This window comes from Geminocystis sp. GBBB08, from assembly GCF_016743215.1.
GTDB lineage: Bacteria > Cyanobacteriota > Cyanobacteriia > Cyanobacteriales > Cyanobacteriaceae > Geminocystis.
In genome coordinates this window covers 1-17,666 of the sequence record NZ_VRZC01000020.1, presented here as the reverse complement: position 1 = coordinate 17,666, position 17,666 = coordinate 1, and the positions used below count along the sequence as shown (strand labels likewise).

Sequence of the window (17,666 nt, the reverse complement as noted above, 5' to 3'; positions counted from 1 at the left end):
ATGACAAAGTAATTCCCCTTACTCCTTACTCAAAAAAGCGTGGGTTAGAGTCAAGTCAGGACGCAATTTTTCTGCTTTTCTCAGATAAGAATGATACATTTGTGATTGCGGTTTTTCGCTATTGACATAGATTAAGACTCGAATACATTTATCTAAACTGCCTCTTACTTGCATCTGTTGTATATCTAATAACGGTATATTTGTCCAGTGAGGGCGTTCTCTCGCGATCGCAGCCGGAAAAACTGCATCTAAATCGGGGGTGACAGTAAAAATAACGCTAACAACATCATCATAATCTAATTGGTTACGGGTTTCAATGTCAGTCAATAACTCACAAACAGCCTCTCTCATGGCTTCTTTCGTATTCGCTTCTGCGGTAGTAGCGCCTCGAATTGCCCGTACTTTTGTCGTCAAATTTTTACTCATCTCCCCAGTAAATTGCAAATTTTCCATGATAAATTAAGGACGATATAACCATAAAGGTTGCCCACTGGTAGCCAATTCAAATTCTAACCAATTCATGGCAGATCCTACCCCTGATTTTACCTGACTACGGTTATTTAGAAAACGATTTACAAAAGATTTCGGTTGTTCTATAGTCTGACATTCGGTTTTATCAGGATCAAGTTTAACTAATTCACAAGCCCAACGAAAAGCATCTTTTTCACTACCTAAACGATCCACTAATCCTAATTCTAAAGCCTGTTGACCACTAAAAATACGTCCATCCGCAAAACTTTTCACGGTTTCAATACTCAATTTTCTTGCTTCGGCAATGGTTTCTACAAATTGTTGATATGTACTATCAATTAATTTTTGTAAAATACTTTCTTCTTCATTGGTCAAATCTCGATCAAATGATAAAATATCCTTATAAGGTCCAGATTTGATCACTTTAAAGGAAACTCCCACTTTATCTAATAATTTTTGTAAGTTATTTCCTCTAATAATTACCCCAACACTGCCTGTAATTGTACCCGGATTAGAAACAATGTGATTTGCTCCAACTCCCACATAAACTCCTCCAGAAGCAGAAATATTGCCAAAACTAGCAACTATTTTAATTTTTTCCCCTAATTTTTTTAAAGCAGAATAAATTTCTTGAGAATCGGCTACTGTACCCCCCGGGGAATCAATGCGCAACAATAAGGCAGGGTATTTTTTTTCTTCTACCTCCTCTAATGCCTCTAATACTTGTTCACGGGTTTGAGATGCGATCGCACCATTAATTTCAATTCGGGCAATTTGTTTTTTAGATGATGGTTTAAGAGGCCAAATCATTAGATATATTTATATATTAAGATAATATGTACGTTTTGAGATTAAATCAGCATAACATTATAACAACAATAAAGAATGAGGAATCAGGAATCAGGAATTAAATTATCAGCTATTAACTATCAGCTATCAGCTATCAGCTTTAAGGTATAGTAAGTAAGATTTACAGATTTATTTTTTAATCTTTAATTCTTCACGAATGATTTAGGATTGCTATATTAACTATTAATTTATGAATATTAGTGAAAAAACTATATATAAAGATAACTTAATTGATCGAATATTTATTGCTTTATTTTCTCGAAAAATGGCGAAAGCAGTACAAAAAACCAGTAAATTTAAAGGTTATGATGGTTTTGTTGATTTATCACAACAAATAATGAAAGGGCGTAATCCCCAACAACAACAAGAATTAGTAGAAGTAGTCTTAAAATCTTTAGTGCCTTCTCCTATTCTATTTCTAATTCGTACCTTCTCTTCCCCCACAAAATGGGTATGTGAATCTAATGCTTGGTTTGCTACGGTTTTATTTCAATGGTTAGTAGGAAAATCTGAAATTCAAGAAGTGGAAATAATTGATCAAAATAATCAAATTATTAAGCAAAAAAGTGCGGTTAAAATCAAAAAATGTCGTTATCTTGAAGAAAGCGGTTGCGTCGGAATGTGTATCAATATGTGTAAAATGCCCACTCAAAAATTTTTCACCGAATCTTTTGGTATTCCTCTAACTATGACTCCTGATTTTGATGATTTTAGTTGTGAGATGGTTTTCGGTAAATATCCCCCTCCTTTCGAAACTGAAAAAGCTAGTTATCAACCTTGTCTCAAAACTTACTGCCCTACATCTATCAATTCTGTTCAACCTTGCCCTAAAATTTATCAATAATTAGGAATGACTGATTGTTAATTGCCTCTTACGCTTGTAAAATACTTTAGGGATACTCAATCCTATAATTAATCACTATAATTAATATCATGGAACAAAAAGGCGTAACCATTTGGTTTACAGGCTTAAGCGGTGCAGGAAAAACCACTATTAGTGAACAAGTAGCAATAAAATTAAAACAGCAAGGCTACAAATTAGAAGTATTAGACGGTGATATAGTACGCACAAACTTAACTAAAGGATTAGGTTTCAGTAAAGAAGATAGAGACGAAAATATTCGCCGTATCGGTTTTGTTTCTAATTTACTTACTCGTAACGGTGTTATCGTTATTGTCTCCGCTATTTCTCCTTATCGTGCTATCAGAGAAGAAGTCAGAGAAAAAATCGGTAATTTTGTTGAAGTTTTCGTTAACGCTCCTTTATCCGTGTGTGAAGATAGAGATGTAAAAGGTTTATATAAAAAAGCTCGTAGTGGTGAAATCAAAATGTTTACAGGAGTAAGCGATCCTTATGAAGCACCTCTTAACCCTGAAATCGAATGCCATACTGATTTAGAAGAATTAAACGAAAGCGTAAATAAAGTACTACAAGGATTAGAAAAACTCGGTTATTTATCTAATCTTGTAGTTGTCTAATCCAAGATTTATTTCTTTAAAAAACATCTTTTCAATTTACCAAATAATTATGATAAACCTTAATTTTGATTGGTCAAATTCTTGGTTAATTGCCACCATTTTAAATACTATTCTCATCATTATCGCTTTAATTTCTCCCAAAAAATTATTAACTTTTATGGGTTATCTTCATGCTTGGGTTTTGGGAGTGATTGTGTGGGGATGTTTACAGTGGCAAGGTTATTTGGTAGTAATGTTTTATTTTTTAGTAGGCTCAGCAATTACCAAAGTTGGAATTAAGCAAAAAGAAGCCGAAGGCATCGCCGAAAAACGCTCTGGTGTTCGTGGCCCTGAAAATGTCTGGGGAAGTGCCTTAATTGCCACAATATGTGCTTTAGGTTATGTTTTTGCACCACCCTCTTGGCAGCAGTTTTTTTTAATTGGTTATGTGGCTAGTTTTGCTACGAAATTATCAGATACCTGTGCTAGTGAAATCGGGAAAGCCTACGGGAAAAATACTTTTTTGATTACCACTTTTCAACCTGTTGCTAGAGGCACGGAAGGAGCAGTAAGTCTTGAAGGTACAATAGCTGGTATTTTTGCTAGTATGGCGATCGCCTTGTTAAGTTATAGTATCAGCATGATTAACGGTATAGGTGTAATTATTTGCTTAATATCAGCTTTGATTGCCACTAATTTAGAAAGTGTTATTGGGGCAACTTTACAAACTAAATTTGACTGGTTAACCAATGAAATAGTCAATGTTTTAAATACTCTTATAGGGGCAATAGTTGCTATTTTATGCACTTATATAGCAATCACTATGTGAGTTATGAGATTTAAAGAGGTGTTAGCTATCAGCTTTCAGCAGTCAGCTTTAAGGTATAGTAAGATTTACAGATTTATTTTTTAATCTTTAATTCTTTACGAATGATTTAGGATTGTTATATAGTAATCTTTACTATAGCGTTTTTCATTATGGTGAGGTCTCTATAAATCTTGCTAACAATGGGATGATCGCCCCTTGCCCCTACCTCGGTTATGTGAAAATTGCTATAAATTAATTATTAAACTAAATTTTATCTAAAAAACAACTAGAATAAATAACTATAACTTTAATAAAAAATGAATGATTTAGAAATTCTCAAAGAAAAATTTAAGCAAACATCAGAAAAAAATAAATTATCCCTTGTTACTGAATTAATTAAAAAAGGTGAAGATGGATACCAATTTTTAAGAGAGTTTTTATTTAATAATAAACATCAAGCCGCTCCCATAACTGGTAAAATTTATCAATTATTAAAACAAAGTAATAATCCAGAAGATCAAAAATTTATTAACCTATATTTTCCTCAAGGAATTGTTAAATTAACATCAGAAAGAAATATTGACTATAAAGATTTACAACAACTATTAATTAATCAAAAATATCAAGAAGCAGACATATTAACCAGAGTAAAATTATGTGAAATAGCCGGAGAAAAAGCCATTCAAAGAAAATGGGTTTATTTTACTGAAGTAGATAAATTTCCCAAGGAAGATTTACAATTAATTGATTTACTTTGGCAAGTTTATTCTGAAGGAAAATTCGGTTATAAAATACAGCGTCAAATGTGGTTATCTTTAGGAAAAGATTATGGACAATTATGGGAAAAATTAAAATGGAAAACTGCTAATAAATGGACAAAATATCCCCAAGAATTTATATGGGATTTAACAGCTCCAACAGGGCATTTACCCTTATCAAATCAATTGCGTGGTGTTAGAGTTATGGATGCTTTACTGTCTCATCCAGCATGGAATTAAGGAATAAATTAATAAGTAATAAATAACGGACAAAAATCAATATTCTAAATTCTAAATTTCTAATTATTATGACTATTAATATAAATATTGATCAAAATCACATTCATAAACTAGATTTATCTCCTGTCAAGATAGTTGTTGAAGAGTTAGAAAAACGGGAAGAAATTTTGACATTAGAACAACAAATAGTTTTTAAGATCAATTATCCCAGAGAAGAAACAGATCCTCGTGAACTATCTGAAGTTTCAGAAATAAGATTATGGTTTATTGCTTTAGATAGTTATTACCCTTGGTTACTTTTTTGTCTTAATTGGCGAGATGGTGAATTGGCTAGATATACAGCGATGCTTGTACCTCATAGTTTTAATCGCAGTGAAGGGATACAATATAATTCTGAGGCTTTAGATATTTTTATTATCAGCAAAACTTTTACCCTTCATCGTTGGTTAAAACAACAAAATATTAAGGGTAATTCTCGATTAAAAGCAATGGCACAAATTTTTGGTTATGATTTAGATGATAGTTTTTTTGAACTTTTATCATCAAATTAAGTTCTCTCAGCAAACATTTGACGTAACACATCAGCCGGATCAAGATGATTACCATTGTATTTTAATTCCCAATGTAAATGAGGGCCCGTAGTTCTACCTGTCATACCTACTCTAGCAATTCTTGCCCCTGCTGGAACATTTTGTCCTAACCACAATACAATTCCACCACTACGATCAACTAAAACTGTACCTTTAGGTGTATTTTCAACCGAACCCATTAAGTGACAATAGATATGTGTCCATTTTCCCGATTGAATTGTAATCATTGTACCGCACCCAGTATGATCTGAGAGGGCGACAACTTGACCACTCCACCAACTACGAACATAACTACCTAAAGGAGCCGCTAAATCTAAACCTTGATGAAACTTAGTGTAACCACTAATGGGATGCACTCTATAGCCATAACCAGAGGTATAAGCCTGAAAATTCTCTAGGGGAAAAGATGCTTGTCGCCAAGACGCAGTTACTGGAATAGTTTGTGCTTGAACTAATTTAGATTTGACAGCAATTAAACTATTACTCATAATAAGAGTTACAGTACTGATCAATAAACCCGATGAATGTAAATATTGTCTAAGGTTTAATGATCCTTTCGTCGATCTGGTTACTACTTTTATCAGGTTAAACATTACTCCTCACGAGTGTTAATCAGTTACAATTGTTATAAAACTTATTGGTAAAAATAAGTACGGACTTTATTCTACATGATTATTTCCTTTTTATGACCTTAAAATGTGATTTGAGGGTAGCGAAAATTCCTTATTTGGGTTTAATCGCTGTACATTATTGGTTTGTTATTGTTGATGACAATTATAGTGAACGTTGGGAGATTTGGCAAAGTAAACATTTAGTAACCACAAGTTGGGGGCATTTACATCAAAATCTCATGGGAGTTACTCAAGGAGTTGGTAACGGTGAATGTTGGTTAGAAACTCAATGGCAAGGGAAAGATGCCGAAATACTAACCAAGATTATTCGAGAAAGTCCGACAAAATATCCTTATAATTATCTTTATCGTTATTATCCCGGGCCTAACAGTAACACTTATGTTCAATGGGTTCTTAATCAAGCAAATATTCCTTACAGTTTAGAAAGGCGCGGATGGGGCAAAAATTATTTTCAAGGTAAATTCTGAAACTTTTAGTTTAGGAGGGTGTTGAATTTTAGGATTTGAATGCAGTTTTAAAAAACAATTTTTTTTGAATCCTAATATACAGAATAAGTGAGTGAGTAAAATTAATTGTGTATTTTATTTTTCTCAAAGCTATGGTAACAATCGGTTTAAACCCATTGCCTCTATACAATTAATTTTCCATGGGTACTTACTAAGTCTAAACGATAGGGCAACTTTTTAACTAGTTTAATTGTTGAAATAATTGTCTAACTTTTTCTAAATCTTTATTCCCCGCACTAATTTCGCACCAACTAGAAGAATCTACTCCGTCACATTTTACTATTTTTAAGGCATTTAGCACATTCTCTGGATTAATTCCCCCAGCTAATAACCATGGGCGATGAGGACGAAAATCAGCTAATTGTAACCAATTTAACGTTTTTCCAGTACCACCGTAAACACCTTCTTCATAAGCGTCTAATAAAATAGTATCAATGACAGGTAAATAATTATCTAATAAAGCTAAAAATTCTAAATTTTGATAACGAAAGGCTTTGATAATTTCTCTATCAGGCAAAAATTCTCTTAATTGATGGCAAATAGCCGGATTTTCTCCTCCGTGTAATTGTATTCCTGTTAAACCTGTTTCTTCTACTGTTTTTACTATATTATCTATTTTTTCATTGACAAATACCCCAATCTTACTTATCTCTTTCGGTAATTGTTTAATTATATTTGTGATGATTTCATTGTTTATATATCTAGGAGATTTTTCTACACAAACAAATCCCAGAGTATCCGCTCCTAAATTGGAGATCGCCAAAGCTTGTTCTAAGGTAGTAATACCACATATTTTGATGCGCATATTTTATAAAAAGTCAATTTTTAGTAATAAAAGTTAATAATAAAAATAATGAATAAATCTTAAGAAAATTAACAGAAAAGGCACTATAACTATTAACATAACAAAAATAGTTAACATAAATCAAATTAGATTAAAATTATGAATTTTTTAGTATTATCAAATCTTTTAGGGAATATTCCTCAGACAGTACAATGGAATTTAAACGTAGCATTAGTAATGATTTCAGCAAACTTAGTCGCCGTATTTATCGGACGAGTTGCCATTCAAAAAGCTGGAATAGGTCCTGATTTACCCGTAGATAAACCAGCTTTATGGAAAAAATTTGGCTTACCAGAATTATTAGCTACTCTCAGTTTTGGGCATATTTTAGGTGCTGGTTTTGTCTTAGGATTATCTAACGCAGGACTTTTATAATTAATGAGGAATGAGGAATTTGTGGGGGTTGAACGTTATTCAACCCTTAGGGAGTAATATATAAAACTTATAGCTTGAAACCTAAAACCTGACAGCTAAAATTCAGAGGAATTCTATTATATTCTGTTGCTAACAAGTATCAACGATGAACTAAATCATGTAAAATATGAGAGTGTGTCGAGTCAAACTTGTCAACAATCTTTTTTGACTTATAACAAAAGTAACAATCTTTACTCAGATGAAATGTCGGTGATTACCTTAACTCTCTTACATCCTCTCAAATCAATTGCAGTTCAAAAATGGAATTTTGAGCCAAATTCGGTAATTAGAATTGGTAGAGCTAATGATAATGAGGTAGTTCTGTACAGTGCAGTAGTATCTCGTCATCATTTAGAAATTCGCCCCAGAGGAAATGATTGGGCATTGGTAAATTTAGGCTCAAATGGTACTTTTATTAATGGTAAAAAAATTAATAAAGTTTTAGTAAAAGACGGTATGGTAATACGTTTAGCTAGTTCTGGTCCTAAAATTAAGATTACTTTAGTAGGAGAGGGAGAAAGTAATAATACCCAAGAATCTAATAAACCCAAAAACCAACCCCTTACTAGCAGAGACATTTCTAAAGACACTGTGATGAATTAATGTATAGGAGATGAGGTGAAAAGGAGATGAGGTGAAAAAATATTTACTAGCCCTCTTTATTCTTTACCATTTGTCTTTGTTAATTGTTTATGGCTTTCTTGTGTTAAATCCTCAATTATCTTTAAACTGGGGCATTGATTTCCTTCATTTTCTCTTAACCACATTAGTTATTCAATATTTCCCGCCGGACCAGTTATAGGAGACCATGTTAAACTTTGATATTGCCAACCTAGTGTCATTGCTTCTGTTAATACTTGATTAATGGCTTCGGCTTGAATCTTTGAATCTCTAACAACTCCATTTTTCCCTACTTTATTTTTACCTACTTCAAACTGCGGTTTTACTAATAAAATTATGTCTCTAGGGAAAGTTAATAATTCCCATAATTTAGCTAATACTTTTGTCAACGAAATAAAAGATAAATCCATCACTCCTAAATCCGCTAATTGTTCTCCTTGATATAGTTTTTCAATGGTAACATGACGAAAATTAGTTCTTTCTAATAAAATTAAGCGCTTATCCTGTCGAATTTTCCACGCTACTTGTCCATATCCTACATCTATACCATAAACTTTTTTTGCTCCCTTTTGAAAAAGACAATCAGTAAATCCTCCAGTAGAAATACCCCCATCTAAGCAAATTCTCCCCTCTACATTTATCTTAAATTCTTCTAAGGCTTTAACTAATTTTTCCCCTCCCCTAGAGACAAAAAGAGGTTCTGCTTCCACTTCAAGCAAACTTTCTACATCAACTAAAGTGCTTGGTTTATCGACAATTTGCTGTTTAACTCGGACTTTTCCCGCCCTAATCATTTTTTGTGCGATTGCCCTAGTCTCACAGAATTGTTTCTCAGTCAATAATATATCTAATCTTTCTTTTGCCAAAGGTAGTTACTCCTGAAGGTTATTTAGGGGTGCGTCAAAAAGTTGATGAGGGTAGGGAATAAGGAATAAATAGTGTTAATGGTTTGGCAAAGGGATGGCTGCCTCTACTTTGACTATTACTTTGTAAGGGTTAAACAAATTTTAACTTTTATCTACCCCATCACAATTAACAGGTTTCTAACCAATCATAAATACGATCTAATTGTTCAATAGTTATTAATCCATATTGCCATAAAACCATCGGCATTAAACCTAAATTTTGATCCACTGAACGTTGTGCAATAGCGATAGAATCTTTAGGTAAATTGATTTCTTCTTGTAAAAATTTGATAAAACGGTTATAAGTCATAGTTGGCATAATATATTTATTTTTTTTTATAAAATTGTGAATAAGTTGATTTAAAAAGTTTATAAAATTTTGTTTGTTGTCGAAAAAATAAAAATTGTTTTTTGTAAGAAATAAATTGAAGAAAATAAAAAACAAGCTAATATCAAAAAAATGAATGAGAATAAATAATTAAACGAGAATATTGATTGATAACAACTTATTTACAGTGACAATTTCTTGACTAATTTGATATTTATTGAATAATATTATCTTTTCTCTCACTATATTTAATTTCTAGCTAAACTAAGATAAATTATCAATTTTGTTTTTGTCTAACTTTTATAAGCATAGGTTTTAACGTATTTTTAAGACGAAAATAACTTAGCTTAAATATCTACATCTTTATGGATTTATTTTTGATATTTTGAGGATGATCACTTTTTAAATCATCAGAAATTATTGCTAAACTTCTTTTTTGTTGAAAATGGATCATTATTATACGAGAATAAAAGTTCTACTTTGGTAAGACTAACTAATATACCCTATATATTTTTTTCAATTATGCTCAAAAAGTAGGTTTAAAGATGTACATTGAAAATTTCTATCTAAGAGTTCATGTTTCTTTTTGTAAGAAATAGACTAGGCAACTTTTTCCTAAATAGAATCTCGTGGTAATCGTAACTAGCCGATGAGAATGTTTAAGTAAAATATTATACATCTTTTAATCTAATTATGGGTTAATAATTTTAATTATTTTTTGACATCCAACATTTTGATATTTATGTGATCGCCAATTTTGATATTTAGTTCTTTTGCTCTATTTTCTGCCAATTCAATGACTTGATCAATCGGTACGTTTGAATTATAAAGAGGACAAGCCTCACTTTTACAAGGAGATGCGTTAGCAATGTGCTTCACAATACCTTCAGAGATAAAAATCATATCAAGAGGAATAGAGACATTTTTCATCCAAAAACTGACAGTTTGGGGGGGATTAAAAGGGAATAACATACCATGATTGGGGGAAAGAGAATCACGATACATTAAGCCAATAGATTGTTGTTGAGGAGTTTGTGCGATTTCTAACTCAATAACTTCATTGTTAACCAATAATTTAGCACCAATAGGTAAATTTTGAGCTAAAGAAGTATTTTCAACAGGAGTAATTTTGAGAGAATTATTTTTCTCATTGGTAGATATAGAAGAAGATTCAAAATCACAACCAAGAAGGAGAAAACTAAGGGTAATAATTAAAGGATAATTTTTTAAGAATTTCATAATGAGGAAAAATAGTTAAGAGTTTGAATCTAAAAGATAACACACAATTAAACGATAAAATTCAGTAAAGAATTGTTTAAAAAACGGAAAATTAACCGATGACAATTTGTTCAATTAAAACATAGTTGTGAGTCGCTGGGTGTTTCAAAATTGAGTTTGAAAATATAGTTGTGACTCGTTAGGTATTTCATGATTTAAGGAAAAAAATGAATAAACAATATCTAATTTATCTCGATGTTTGTTGTTTAAATCGCCCTTTTGATGACTGGAAACAAGATAGAAACTGTTTAGAAGGTGAAGCAATTATTGAAATTTTTAAAAAGTTTAGTTTATCAAATTATCAATTAATAAATAGTGAAGCTATCGAAGCTGAATTAAAAAGAATGACTAATCTTGATAAATTAAAAGAAATTAAAAAGTTATTAAAAATAGCGAAGTTTAAAGTAAGATTAAATCAAGAAATAGATGAACGTTCACAAGAGATAAAAAAATTAGGTTTTGGGATTTATGATTCTTTTCATATTGCCTGTGCAGAATATGCTAAAGTCGATATATTATTAACTACAGATGATCGATTTTTAAAGAAAGCAGTTAGATATAGTAAAGTATTAAAAATAAGAGAAGAAAATCCTGTATCTTGGTTAATGAATGATTTTTGATTAAACGGAGATAAAAATAATGACACCAATGGAATTAAAAGAAAAAGGTTATCAAGTATTAGTCAAAGAATTAGGACAATTTGAGACACTGAAATTTTTACAGGAGATGGGATGGGGTTTTGGTGATTATACAAAAGAACGTCAAAAGTCTTTACAAAATATTACGAGACAGCAATTTTGGGAAGATGTTAAACAACTTAGAAAAGAAGAAAATTAGAAAATAACAATTTTTTAACTTAAAACATAGTTGTGACTCGCTAGGGATGTCATGGTTAAGTTAGAAAATAAATAAAAATTAACTAGCGTCAACATAATCAGTTAAAGATAAAGGTAAGGGAATAGGTAAGCCTTCTTCTTGTAACCCTTCTAAGTGAAAGGCAATCGCCTCAGTAATTTCTGATTTTACCTCATCAATAGTATTACCCGTTGCCACACATCCGGGCAAATCAGGCACATAAGCGGAATAATTAGATTCTGCTTTTTCAATAACAATAGCATAACGCATAATAAAATTCCTTAACTTCATTTTAATTGTGCTTGTTTTAAGATACTATTAGCTGTACCTTGTGCTAAATCATCGGATAATTTACCCGGTATTGTTACCAATCCTGTTTTCAAATCGTGTTTATATTATCGATGACTACCTCTGATTCTGACTAAATACCAACCATCATGTTTAATAATTTTAATCATTTTTTTGACTTTCATGGAGGAAAATCTCTTTTTTGATCATTTATCTTTGATTGTAGAATATTATTATCATTAATCTTTAAGAAAAGTATGATTGTGACTCGCTAGGTATTTCATAGTTAAGTTATTAAATATGGTTGTGACTCGCTAGGTATTTCATGGTTAAGTTATTAGATATGGTTGTGACTCGCTAGGTATTTCATGGTTAAGTTATTAGATATGGTTGTGACTCCCTAGGTATTTCATAGTTAAGTTATTAGATATGGTTGTGACTCGCTAGGTATTTCATGGTTATTTCCTATTTTCAAAGGAGATTAGGGTAATTATTACTCTTCAACTAGCTTAATTTCTTTCTCTGTTAAGCCATATAATTGATAGACTAATAAATCTATTTCTCTCTCTAAGGGTGATGTGTCATTATCGGGGTTTTCTTTTTTTAATTTCATGATTTCTATAACTAATTTTTGAAATGGTTTTTCTTCCTTTTCAGTAACTTGTTTAATTGGTATTTTGTCGACAAATTGAGTGAATAATCTTACCGCCGAAGTGCCTAATTGAGTAGAAATCAGTCGATAATAAAAATCAAATAATTTACTATTCAAAGTTGCCGTTAAATATGATAAATCAAAATCTCCCACGATAATATAATTAGTGTTGTTAGTATAAAAAGATAATGTATCTAATGTAAAAGTAAGTTTTTGGGCAATATCTTTATAAATAATTTTAGGCTTTTCAAAATCAGGAAGATAGGCACAATTTCTTAAATTATAAGGAGTTTTACCTTTATCAGTTCTTTTTTCTAATTGAGGGTAAAATCGATCGAGATGTTGTTTAATAGCAGGATAATCTTCTATTTTTAAAGCAGGAATTTTTTGGTGATTGACTTCATAGCCATTATGGAGATTGATTAACCATAAATCTTGAAAATTAGGATAATATTTGTGAATATCACGCCCTCGTAAAAGAGGTTTAATAATTTCAGCAGATTTACTATCTTGATTAATTAAATCTTGTCTAGTTTTACCATCAATAACAAAGGCTTGATTATAACCAGTTAAAATTCCTCTGGATATGCTAATATTCCATTGTTTTAAAGGGATGCCTTGAGATTCAATTTTCTGCTTAATTTTTAATACCTGTGGATTTTCAAAACTCCAACTATTTTCTGTTAAATCAGCTTGTAGAAAATTAGTCGAAATTTCCCTTAAGTAATTAGAAAAATCATTAATTCTTACCGACTCTTTCTTGACATCACCATAAATTAGACAGGAAGAAGACTGGTTTGTTTTCTGATAACCAAGAATGGCGGAATCCACAGTTGCCTCATCAAAAACCGATAAACCGCTAAAGTCGATAAAGTGAGTTAAAGTCGTCTTCTCTAACAAAAATTTCCGCATTTGTTTGCCATAATTAGCCCTAGTAAACTTATTGGAGATGATAAATTGAAAAATACCATCATCTTTGAGAATGTTATAAGCCAATTCCACAAAATAAGTTAATAAATCGGCAATGGAATTATAAATAACAAACTTTTGTTGAAGGAAAGGTTTTATAGCAGAAAATTCTTCTTGACGAATATAAGGAGGATTGCCAATGATTATATCAAAGCCGATAAAATTACCCTCATTATCTAACACCTCTGGAAATTCAAAACGCCATTCAAAACTATGATGATAAATACAGTTATTTTTCTTATCGTCAATTTTGGCAGTGAGTAAATGAATTTCTTTTTCTAACTGTTTTTGTTTCTTTTCCTTCGCTTTTTTCTCCTTAACTGTTTCCTCAAATAAAGAAGTTTGACTTAAAAGAAGAGTTAACTCTCCTTGCAAACTGCGTAACTTTTTATCATCGTCATCATTACCAGTCAAAGCAGTTTTAAAACTCTGTTTAACTTCCTCAATTTTTTTGATAGCTTCCTTTTTGTGTGTCTTACTTTGAGGATTGCGATAAATGTTAACAGCTTGTTTAAAATCTGCTATTTGTTGCTTAATTTTCGGAGATAAAAGTAATTCTTCTAAATCAAAACGACTAATCAAACTATTACCACACTTAATATTAATATCGATATTAGGTAAAGTTTCTAATTTTGAAGGATTAACCCCTCTTGTTAAAGGGAGAGAATTTTCTTTTTGATAATAGGCATTTTTTAATAACTCAATCCATAGACGAAGACGACAAATTTTCACAGAATTAAGATTAATGTCAACACCGAATAAGCAGTTTTCAATGATAATTTGTTTTTCGTGAAAAAGAGTCTCTTGAATTCGTTGACTTTCTGAATTTTTAGGATTATAAGTAAATAGTTTATTATTCTCGTCGGTGATAATTAATTCATCGTTAATAACCTTGATAGTGTAATCAATTTTTTTTATTTTATTACCGTTTCTATCTAGTAAAATATTCAGATAACTTTTTAAGGCAATAATTTGATTTAAAGCTGACACTAAAAAATGTCCTGAGCCTACAGCAGGATCACAAATTTTGAGATTATTAATGATAGAGTTAGCTTCTTTTATGTCTTCAATATGATTAGATAACTCGTCAATATTTTGATAATGCCATCCTTTAATATCATTAAATTTGTGAATAACTGCACGGTGAATAGTCTCCCGACACATATACATAGTAATAAATCCCGGGGTAAAAAATGAGCCATCTTGATAACCGTTAATCTTTTCAAAAATTAAGCCTAAAACTGAAGCATTGATAAGGGTTTTATTTTCTTCTTGAATCGCTTCAGAAGTGTCACTACTAAAGTCATAAGCTGATAAAAAATCGAATAAATAATGTAAAGTGTTTAACTCTCCTATTTTTCTTTTTCCTTGATAGTCTTTTAAAATAGTTGTGTTATAAAAAGGTAATTCGTAACTGAAATTTAAGCTACCTATCGGAATAGTTTGATTTTCTAAAATTGTTACTTCAAATAAAGAACTATTGAGGTAAGGTACATGATAAAATTTTTCTTGAATATCACGGTTTCTTTCTTCATCTTTTTTTGCTAAGACTTGAAAAAATAGCAAATCTAAATCATTATAACTCTTGAGGCGATCGCCATTTAAAAAAGCGAAATTGTTATCTTGTTGATTATAGTTAATTAATTGTGCCTCTAATAGTTTTAAAAATAGAATGCGATTAATCCATGTAATAACTAATTCTAAGGCAGTATGAAATAATTGTTCTTGTTTGTTATCTCCATAGTCAGTTAAATTAAGAACATTATCTAACTTATTATAAGTATCTAATTGTGTGATAGTATTTTCTAAAAGTGAACCCTGATAAAGCTTGTTAAGCGGTAATCTTTGGATTAATTTTTTACTTTTGTCTTTAACTTCTGTTAAACCGATAATGTGTAGTAACTCGTTATAAAAACCTTGATCTAAACTGTTACTATCATTAGTAAAGGATAAATTTAATAGGTGTTGAGGAGATAAAAATTTATAGAGTAAAACTAACTCAGAATCTTGCTTATTGTGATAGTCAAGGAGATTAAAATAAACTACCTCATTTTTTAATTCTGTTTCAACTTTCTCAATAGCAGAATCAGCAATTTCTTTGTAAAAAAAGTCAGTCTTATGGCTAGTTAACTTTTTTTCTTGAAAATCATTAAACTGCTTAACTAAAGATTTATCGTGATAAAATAACTTTTCAAATAAACTAGCTGGAAAAATGAACCAATCATAAATATTTGTAACAATTAGTTGCGTTAATTCAAAATTTTTGTTAATAATTCTTTCTTGTAAATAATAAAATAATAATTGTTGTAAAGCCTTATTATTAAATTGATTAAAAGTTAACATTTCTGGGTGATTACTAGGGCTTTTGGTTTCTATAATAACGCCGACTTTACTATCAGTATTTTTACCATGATAGATAACTAAATCATTTTTATCTTTGATATTAATATAGTGATTATCTTGATAAAAAGTATCCTTAAGAAAATCTCTTAAATTGGTTTTATGAAACTCCTCAGATTGATCAATTTGAGCTAAAGTTTTTACTAATAACTTGTCTAAATTATCCTTAAAGATGGTAAAGTGCGATCGCCAAACTTTTAATTTATAATAAGCAAGATTTAAACTGTTGAGGATAGTTTGATAAGACATATTGGGAGGGGATTTATGGGTGAATTTTCAAATTATCGTCAATATCTATGTAATAGTACCTGATACCTGATACCCTGTCTTAACCTATAATTTTATATAGTGAGGTAAAGAATTGTAAAAAAATAGACTGAATTACTAAAAGAAGTTTAAATTACGTTCCAAAAAAGGAAAATGATCTTACTATGCAAGAATAAAGGTGAATAACCAGATAAACCTTTGCGCCTTTGCAACGAAAGCGAAAAAAAACAAACATCAAAAATTATCAAAGAAAAATCATGACAGCAACCCTCACCAAGGAAAAACAAGAAAATTCCACCATAACATCATCATTAAAGATAGGGATTCCTAGAGAAATTTATCCTAACGAATGTCGAGTTTCAGCAACTCCGGATACAGCGACAAAATTGCAAAAACTCGGTTTTACCGTCTTAATTGAGACTCAAGCTGGAGAAAAAGCTAGTTTTAGTGATCGAGCTTATGAGCAAGTCGGATGTAAAATTATTCATAATAGAGAACAATTATGGCAGGAAGCTGACATTCTACTGAAAGTGCGCCCTCCTCAACCAGAAGAAGTTAACCTTTTGACGGAAGGAAAAACCCTGATAAGCTTTATCTATCCCGCCCAAAATCCTGAATTGTTAAAAGAGTTATCAGAGAAAAAAGCCACTGTATTTGCTATGGATGCTGTGCCTAGAATCAGTCGGGCACAAAAATTAGATGCTTTATCTAGCATGGCAAATATAGCAGGTTATCGGGCTGTAATCGAAGCGGCTAACAATTTTGGCAGATTTTTTACGGGGCAAATTACGGCAGCGGGAAAAGTGCCTCCAGCAAAGGTTTTAGTTATAGGTGCAGGGGTTGCCGGATTAGCAGCTATTGGCACCGCTAAAAGTTTGGGTGCTATAGTAAGGGCATTTGATACTAGATTGGTAGTAAAAGAGCAAATTGAGAGTTTAGGCGGTGAATTTTTAGAGTTAGAATTTGCGGAAGATGGCTCAGGAGAAGGCGGTTATGCGAAAACCATGAGTAAGGAATTTATCGATGCAGAAATGGCTTTATTTGCTGAACAAGCTCAAGAAGTTGATATTATTATCACGACTGCCCTCATTCCGGGTAAACCTGCACCAAAACTAATCACGGAAGAGATGGTGCGTAGTATGCGTCAAGGTAGTGTTATCGTTGATTTGGCGGCCGAACAAGGGGGTAACAGTGAAGTTACAAAACCTGACGAAGTTTATCAATATCATGGTGTAACTATCATCGGTTTAACAGATTTACCTAGTCGCATGGCTAGTCAATCGAGTCAACTCTATGGTACTAACCTATGGCATTTACTTAAGGATATGGGTGGTAATGAAAATTTTACTGTTAACCTTGAAGATGAGGTAATTAGAGGTGCATTAGTTACCTATCAAGGGGATGTGACTTTTCCACCTCCAAAAATTGCTCAACCTTCTTCTACTGCTACCATTAAACCAGAGGCGAAAATCGTTACTTCTGAGAGTAAACAGGAGAAAAAAAGCAATAGCGGTTTGTTGTGGACAATTTTAG

At 31.4% G+C, this 17,666-nt stretch carries 19 protein-coding genes and 2 pseudogenes; 11 read left to right on the top strand and 10 right to left on the bottom strand.

What is annotated here, in order from left to right; translation table 11 throughout:
- Positions 1-18: 18 nt before the first annotated feature.
- Complete coding sequence (gene aroH / locus FWJ34_RS04445; RefSeq protein ID WP_308254121.1) at positions 19-453, bottom strand: chorismate mutase; 435 nt, start codon at positions 451-453, stop codon at positions 19-21.
- Positions 454-459: 6 nt separating this feature from the next.
- Complete coding sequence (gene sppA / locus FWJ34_RS04440) at positions 460-1,281, bottom strand: signal peptide peptidase SppA (protein ID WP_308254120.1); 822 nt, start codon at positions 1,279-1,281, stop codon at positions 460-462.
- 229 nt (positions 1,282-1,510) lie between these two features.
- Between sppA and FWJ34_RS04435 the strand changes: the two genes are divergently transcribed.
- The 5 genes from FWJ34_RS04435 (at position 1,511) to FWJ34_RS04415 (ending at position 5,135) form a co-directional block, all read left to right on the top strand.
- Positions 1,511-2,164, top strand: a complete 654-nt coding sequence (locus tag FWJ34_RS04435) for a beta-carotene isomerase domain-containing protein (protein ID WP_308254119.1) — start codon at positions 1,511-1,513, stop codon at positions 2,162-2,164.
- 89 nt (positions 2,165-2,253) lie between these two features.
- Positions 2,254-2,799 carry an adenylyl-sulfate kinase gene (gene cysC, locus FWJ34_RS04430; RefSeq protein ID WP_308254118.1) on the top strand — a complete coding sequence of 182 codons (546 nt, stop codon included), beginning with the start codon at positions 2,254-2,256 and terminating at the stop codon, positions 2,797-2,799.
- A 49-nt stretch (positions 2,800-2,848) separates the two neighbouring features.
- Positions 2,849-3,607, top strand: a complete 759-nt coding sequence (locus FWJ34_RS04425; RefSeq protein WP_308254117.1) for a TIGR00297 family protein — start codon at positions 2,849-2,851, stop codon at positions 3,605-3,607.
- 296 nt (positions 3,608-3,903) lie between these two features.
- Positions 3,904-4,584, top strand: coding sequence for a GUN4 N-terminal ARM-like repeat domain-containing protein (locus tag FWJ34_RS04420; protein ID WP_308254116.1), 681 nt, complete (start codon positions 3,904-3,906; stop codon positions 4,582-4,584).
- Positions 4,585-4,652: 68 nt separating this feature from the next.
- Positions 4,653-5,135: a CRR6 family NdhI maturation factor gene (locus FWJ34_RS04415; RefSeq protein WP_308254115.1), complete on the top strand. Its 483-nt coding sequence runs from the start codon at positions 4,653-4,655 to the stop codon at positions 5,133-5,135.
- On the opposite strand, the gene FWJ34_RS04410 is transcribed toward FWJ34_RS04415, so the two are convergent.
- A complete protein-coding gene (locus FWJ34_RS04410) occupies positions 5,132-5,662 on the bottom strand; it encodes a M23 family metallopeptidase (RefSeq protein WP_308254114.1) in 531 nt (176 codons plus the stop codon). The genes FWJ34_RS04415 and FWJ34_RS04410 overlap by 4 nt on opposite strands.
- A 197-nt stretch (positions 5,663-5,859) precedes the next feature.
- Here FWJ34_RS04410 and FWJ34_RS04405 point away from each other — a divergent pair, with 197 nt between their 5' ends.
- Complete coding sequence (locus tag FWJ34_RS04405; protein WP_308254113.1) at positions 5,860-6,273, top strand: DUF3750 domain-containing protein; 414 nt, start codon at positions 5,860-5,862, stop codon at positions 6,271-6,273.
- A 220-nt stretch (positions 6,274-6,493) separates the two neighbouring features.
- On the opposite strand, the gene FWJ34_RS04400 is transcribed toward FWJ34_RS04405, so the two are convergent.
- Complete coding sequence (locus FWJ34_RS04400) at positions 6,494-7,117, bottom strand: phosphoribosylanthranilate isomerase (protein ID WP_308254112.1); 624 nt, start codon at positions 7,115-7,117, stop codon at positions 6,494-6,496.
- 138 nt (positions 7,118-7,255) lie between these two features.
- Between FWJ34_RS04400 and psaK the strand changes: the two genes are divergently transcribed.
- Positions 7,256-7,531, top strand: coding sequence for a photosystem I reaction center subunit PsaK (gene psaK / locus FWJ34_RS04395; RefSeq protein WP_308254111.1), 276 nt, complete (start codon positions 7,256-7,258; stop codon positions 7,529-7,531).
- A gap of 243 nt (positions 7,532-7,774) precedes the next feature.
- Positions 7,775-8,173, top strand: coding sequence for an FHA domain-containing protein (locus FWJ34_RS04390; RefSeq protein WP_308254133.1), 399 nt, complete (start codon positions 7,775-7,777; stop codon positions 8,171-8,173).
- A gap of 56 nt (positions 8,174-8,229) precedes the next feature.
- Here the strand turns inward: FWJ34_RS04390 and FWJ34_RS04385 are convergent.
- The 3 genes and pseudogenes from FWJ34_RS04385 to FWJ34_RS04375 all read right to left on the bottom strand — a co-directional run bounded on the left by FWJ34_RS04385 (position 8,230) and on the right by FWJ34_RS04375 (position 10,663).
- Positions 8,230-9,057, bottom strand: a pseudogene (locus FWJ34_RS04385) (TlyA family RNA methyltransferase).
- A gap of 166 nt (positions 9,058-9,223) precedes the next feature.
- Positions 9,224-9,415, bottom strand: coding sequence for a DUF2949 domain-containing protein (locus FWJ34_RS04380; RefSeq protein ID WP_308254110.1), 192 nt, complete (start codon positions 9,413-9,415; stop codon positions 9,224-9,226).
- A gap of 720 nt (positions 9,416-10,135) precedes the next feature.
- Positions 10,136-10,663, bottom strand: a complete 528-nt coding sequence (locus FWJ34_RS04375; protein WP_308254109.1) for a DUF192 domain-containing protein — start codon at positions 10,661-10,663, stop codon at positions 10,136-10,138.
- A 206-nt stretch (positions 10,664-10,869) separates the two neighbouring features.
- Between FWJ34_RS04375 and FWJ34_RS04370 the strand changes: the two genes are divergently transcribed.
- Together FWJ34_RS04370 and FWJ34_RS04365 are read left to right on the top strand one after the other, a co-directional pair.
- Complete coding sequence (locus FWJ34_RS04370; RefSeq protein ID WP_308254108.1) at positions 10,870-11,322, top strand: PIN domain-containing protein; 453 nt, start codon at positions 10,870-10,872, stop codon at positions 11,320-11,322.
- 19 nt (positions 11,323-11,341) lie between these two features.
- Positions 11,342-11,539, top strand: coding sequence for a hypothetical protein (locus FWJ34_RS04365; protein WP_308254107.1), 198 nt, complete (start codon positions 11,342-11,344; stop codon positions 11,537-11,539).
- A 78-nt stretch (positions 11,540-11,617) separates the two neighbouring features.
- Here FWJ34_RS04365 and FWJ34_RS04360 read toward each other — a convergent pair whose 3' ends face one another.
- The 3 genes and pseudogenes from FWJ34_RS04360 to FWJ34_RS04350 all read right to left on the bottom strand — a co-directional run bounded on the left by FWJ34_RS04360 (position 11,618) and on the right by FWJ34_RS04350 (position 16,115).
- Positions 11,618-11,827, bottom strand: coding sequence for a type II toxin-antitoxin system HicB family antitoxin (locus FWJ34_RS04360; RefSeq protein WP_308254132.1), 210 nt, complete (start codon positions 11,825-11,827; stop codon positions 11,618-11,620).
- Positions 11,828-11,844: 17 nt separating this feature from the next.
- Positions 11,845-12,015, bottom strand: a pseudogene (locus FWJ34_RS04355) (type II toxin-antitoxin system HicA family toxin).
- Between the two features lie 323 nt (positions 12,016-12,338).
- Entirely contained in the window at positions 12,339-16,115 is a 3,777-nt protein-coding gene (locus FWJ34_RS04350; RefSeq protein ID WP_308254106.1) for an Eco57I restriction-modification methylase domain-containing protein, read from the bottom strand.
- A 275-nt stretch (positions 16,116-16,390) separates the two neighbouring features.
- On the opposite strand from FWJ34_RS04350, the gene pntA reads away from it, so the two are divergent.
- The coding region (pntA, locus tag FWJ34_RS04345) for a Re/Si-specific NAD(P)(+) transhydrogenase subunit alpha (RefSeq protein ID WP_308254105.1) at positions 16,391-17,666 on the top strand (1,276 nt) is incomplete at its 3' end.

Excerpts from the sequence above, each read along its gene's own strand:
- FWJ34_RS04425 (WP_308254117.1), top strand. The coding sequence starts at position 2,849 with ATGATAAACCTTAATTTTGATTGGTCAAATTCTTGGTTAATTGCCACC.
- FWJ34_RS04420 (WP_308254116.1), top strand. The coding sequence starts at position 3,904 with ATGAATGATTTAGAAATTCTCAAAGAAAAATTTAAGCAAACATCAGAA.
- psaK (WP_308254111.1), top strand. The coding sequence starts at position 7,256 with ATGAATTTTTTAGTATTATCAAATCTTTTAGGGAATATTCCTCAGACA.
- cysC (WP_308254118.1), top strand. The coding sequence starts at position 2,254 with ATGGAACAAAAAGGCGTAACCATTTGGTTTACAGGCTTAAGCGGTGCA.
- aroH (WP_308254121.1), bottom strand. The coding sequence starts at position 453 with ATGGAAAATTTGCAATTTACTGGGGAGATGAGTAAAAATTTGACGACA.
- FWJ34_RS04380 (WP_308254110.1), bottom strand. The coding sequence starts at position 9,415 with ATGCCAACTATGACTTATAACCGTTTTATCAAATTTTTACAAGAAGAA.
- FWJ34_RS04390 (WP_308254133.1), top strand. The coding sequence starts at position 7,775 with ATGTCGGTGATTACCTTAACTCTCTTACATCCTCTCAAATCAATTGCA.
- FWJ34_RS04365 (WP_308254107.1), top strand. The coding sequence starts at position 11,342 with ATGACACCAATGGAATTAAAAGAAAAAGGTTATCAAGTATTAGTCAAA.
- FWJ34_RS04435 (WP_308254119.1), top strand. The coding sequence starts at position 1,511 with ATGAATATTAGTGAAAAAACTATATATAAAGATAACTTAATTGATCGA.
- FWJ34_RS04375 (WP_308254109.1), bottom strand. The coding sequence starts at position 10,663 with ATGAAATTCTTAAAAAATTATCCTTTAATTATTACCCTTAGTTTTCTC.
- FWJ34_RS04400 (WP_308254112.1), bottom strand. The coding sequence starts at position 7,117 with ATGCGCATCAAAATATGTGGTATTACTACCTTAGAACAAGCTTTGGCG.
- FWJ34_RS04410 (WP_308254114.1), bottom strand. The coding sequence starts at position 5,662 with ATGAGTAATAGTTTAATTGCTGTCAAATCTAAATTAGTTCAAGCACAA.
- FWJ34_RS04405 (WP_308254113.1), top strand. The coding sequence starts at position 5,860 with ATGACCTTAAAATGTGATTTGAGGGTAGCGAAAATTCCTTATTTGGGT.
- FWJ34_RS04360 (WP_308254132.1), bottom strand. The coding sequence starts at position 11,827 with ATGCGTTATGCTATTGTTATTGAAAAAGCAGAATCTAATTATTCCGCT.
- FWJ34_RS04350 (WP_308254106.1), bottom strand. The coding sequence starts at position 16,115 with ATGTCTTATCAAACTATCCTCAACAGTTTAAATCTTGCTTATTATAAA.
- FWJ34_RS04370 (WP_308254108.1), top strand. The coding sequence starts at position 10,870 with ATGAATAAACAATATCTAATTTATCTCGATGTTTGTTGTTTAAATCGC.
- sppA (WP_308254120.1), bottom strand. The coding sequence starts at position 1,281 with ATGATTTGGCCTCTTAAACCATCATCTAAAAAACAAATTGCCCGAATT.
- FWJ34_RS04415 (WP_308254115.1), top strand. The coding sequence starts at position 4,653 with ATGACTATTAATATAAATATTGATCAAAATCACATTCATAAACTAGAT.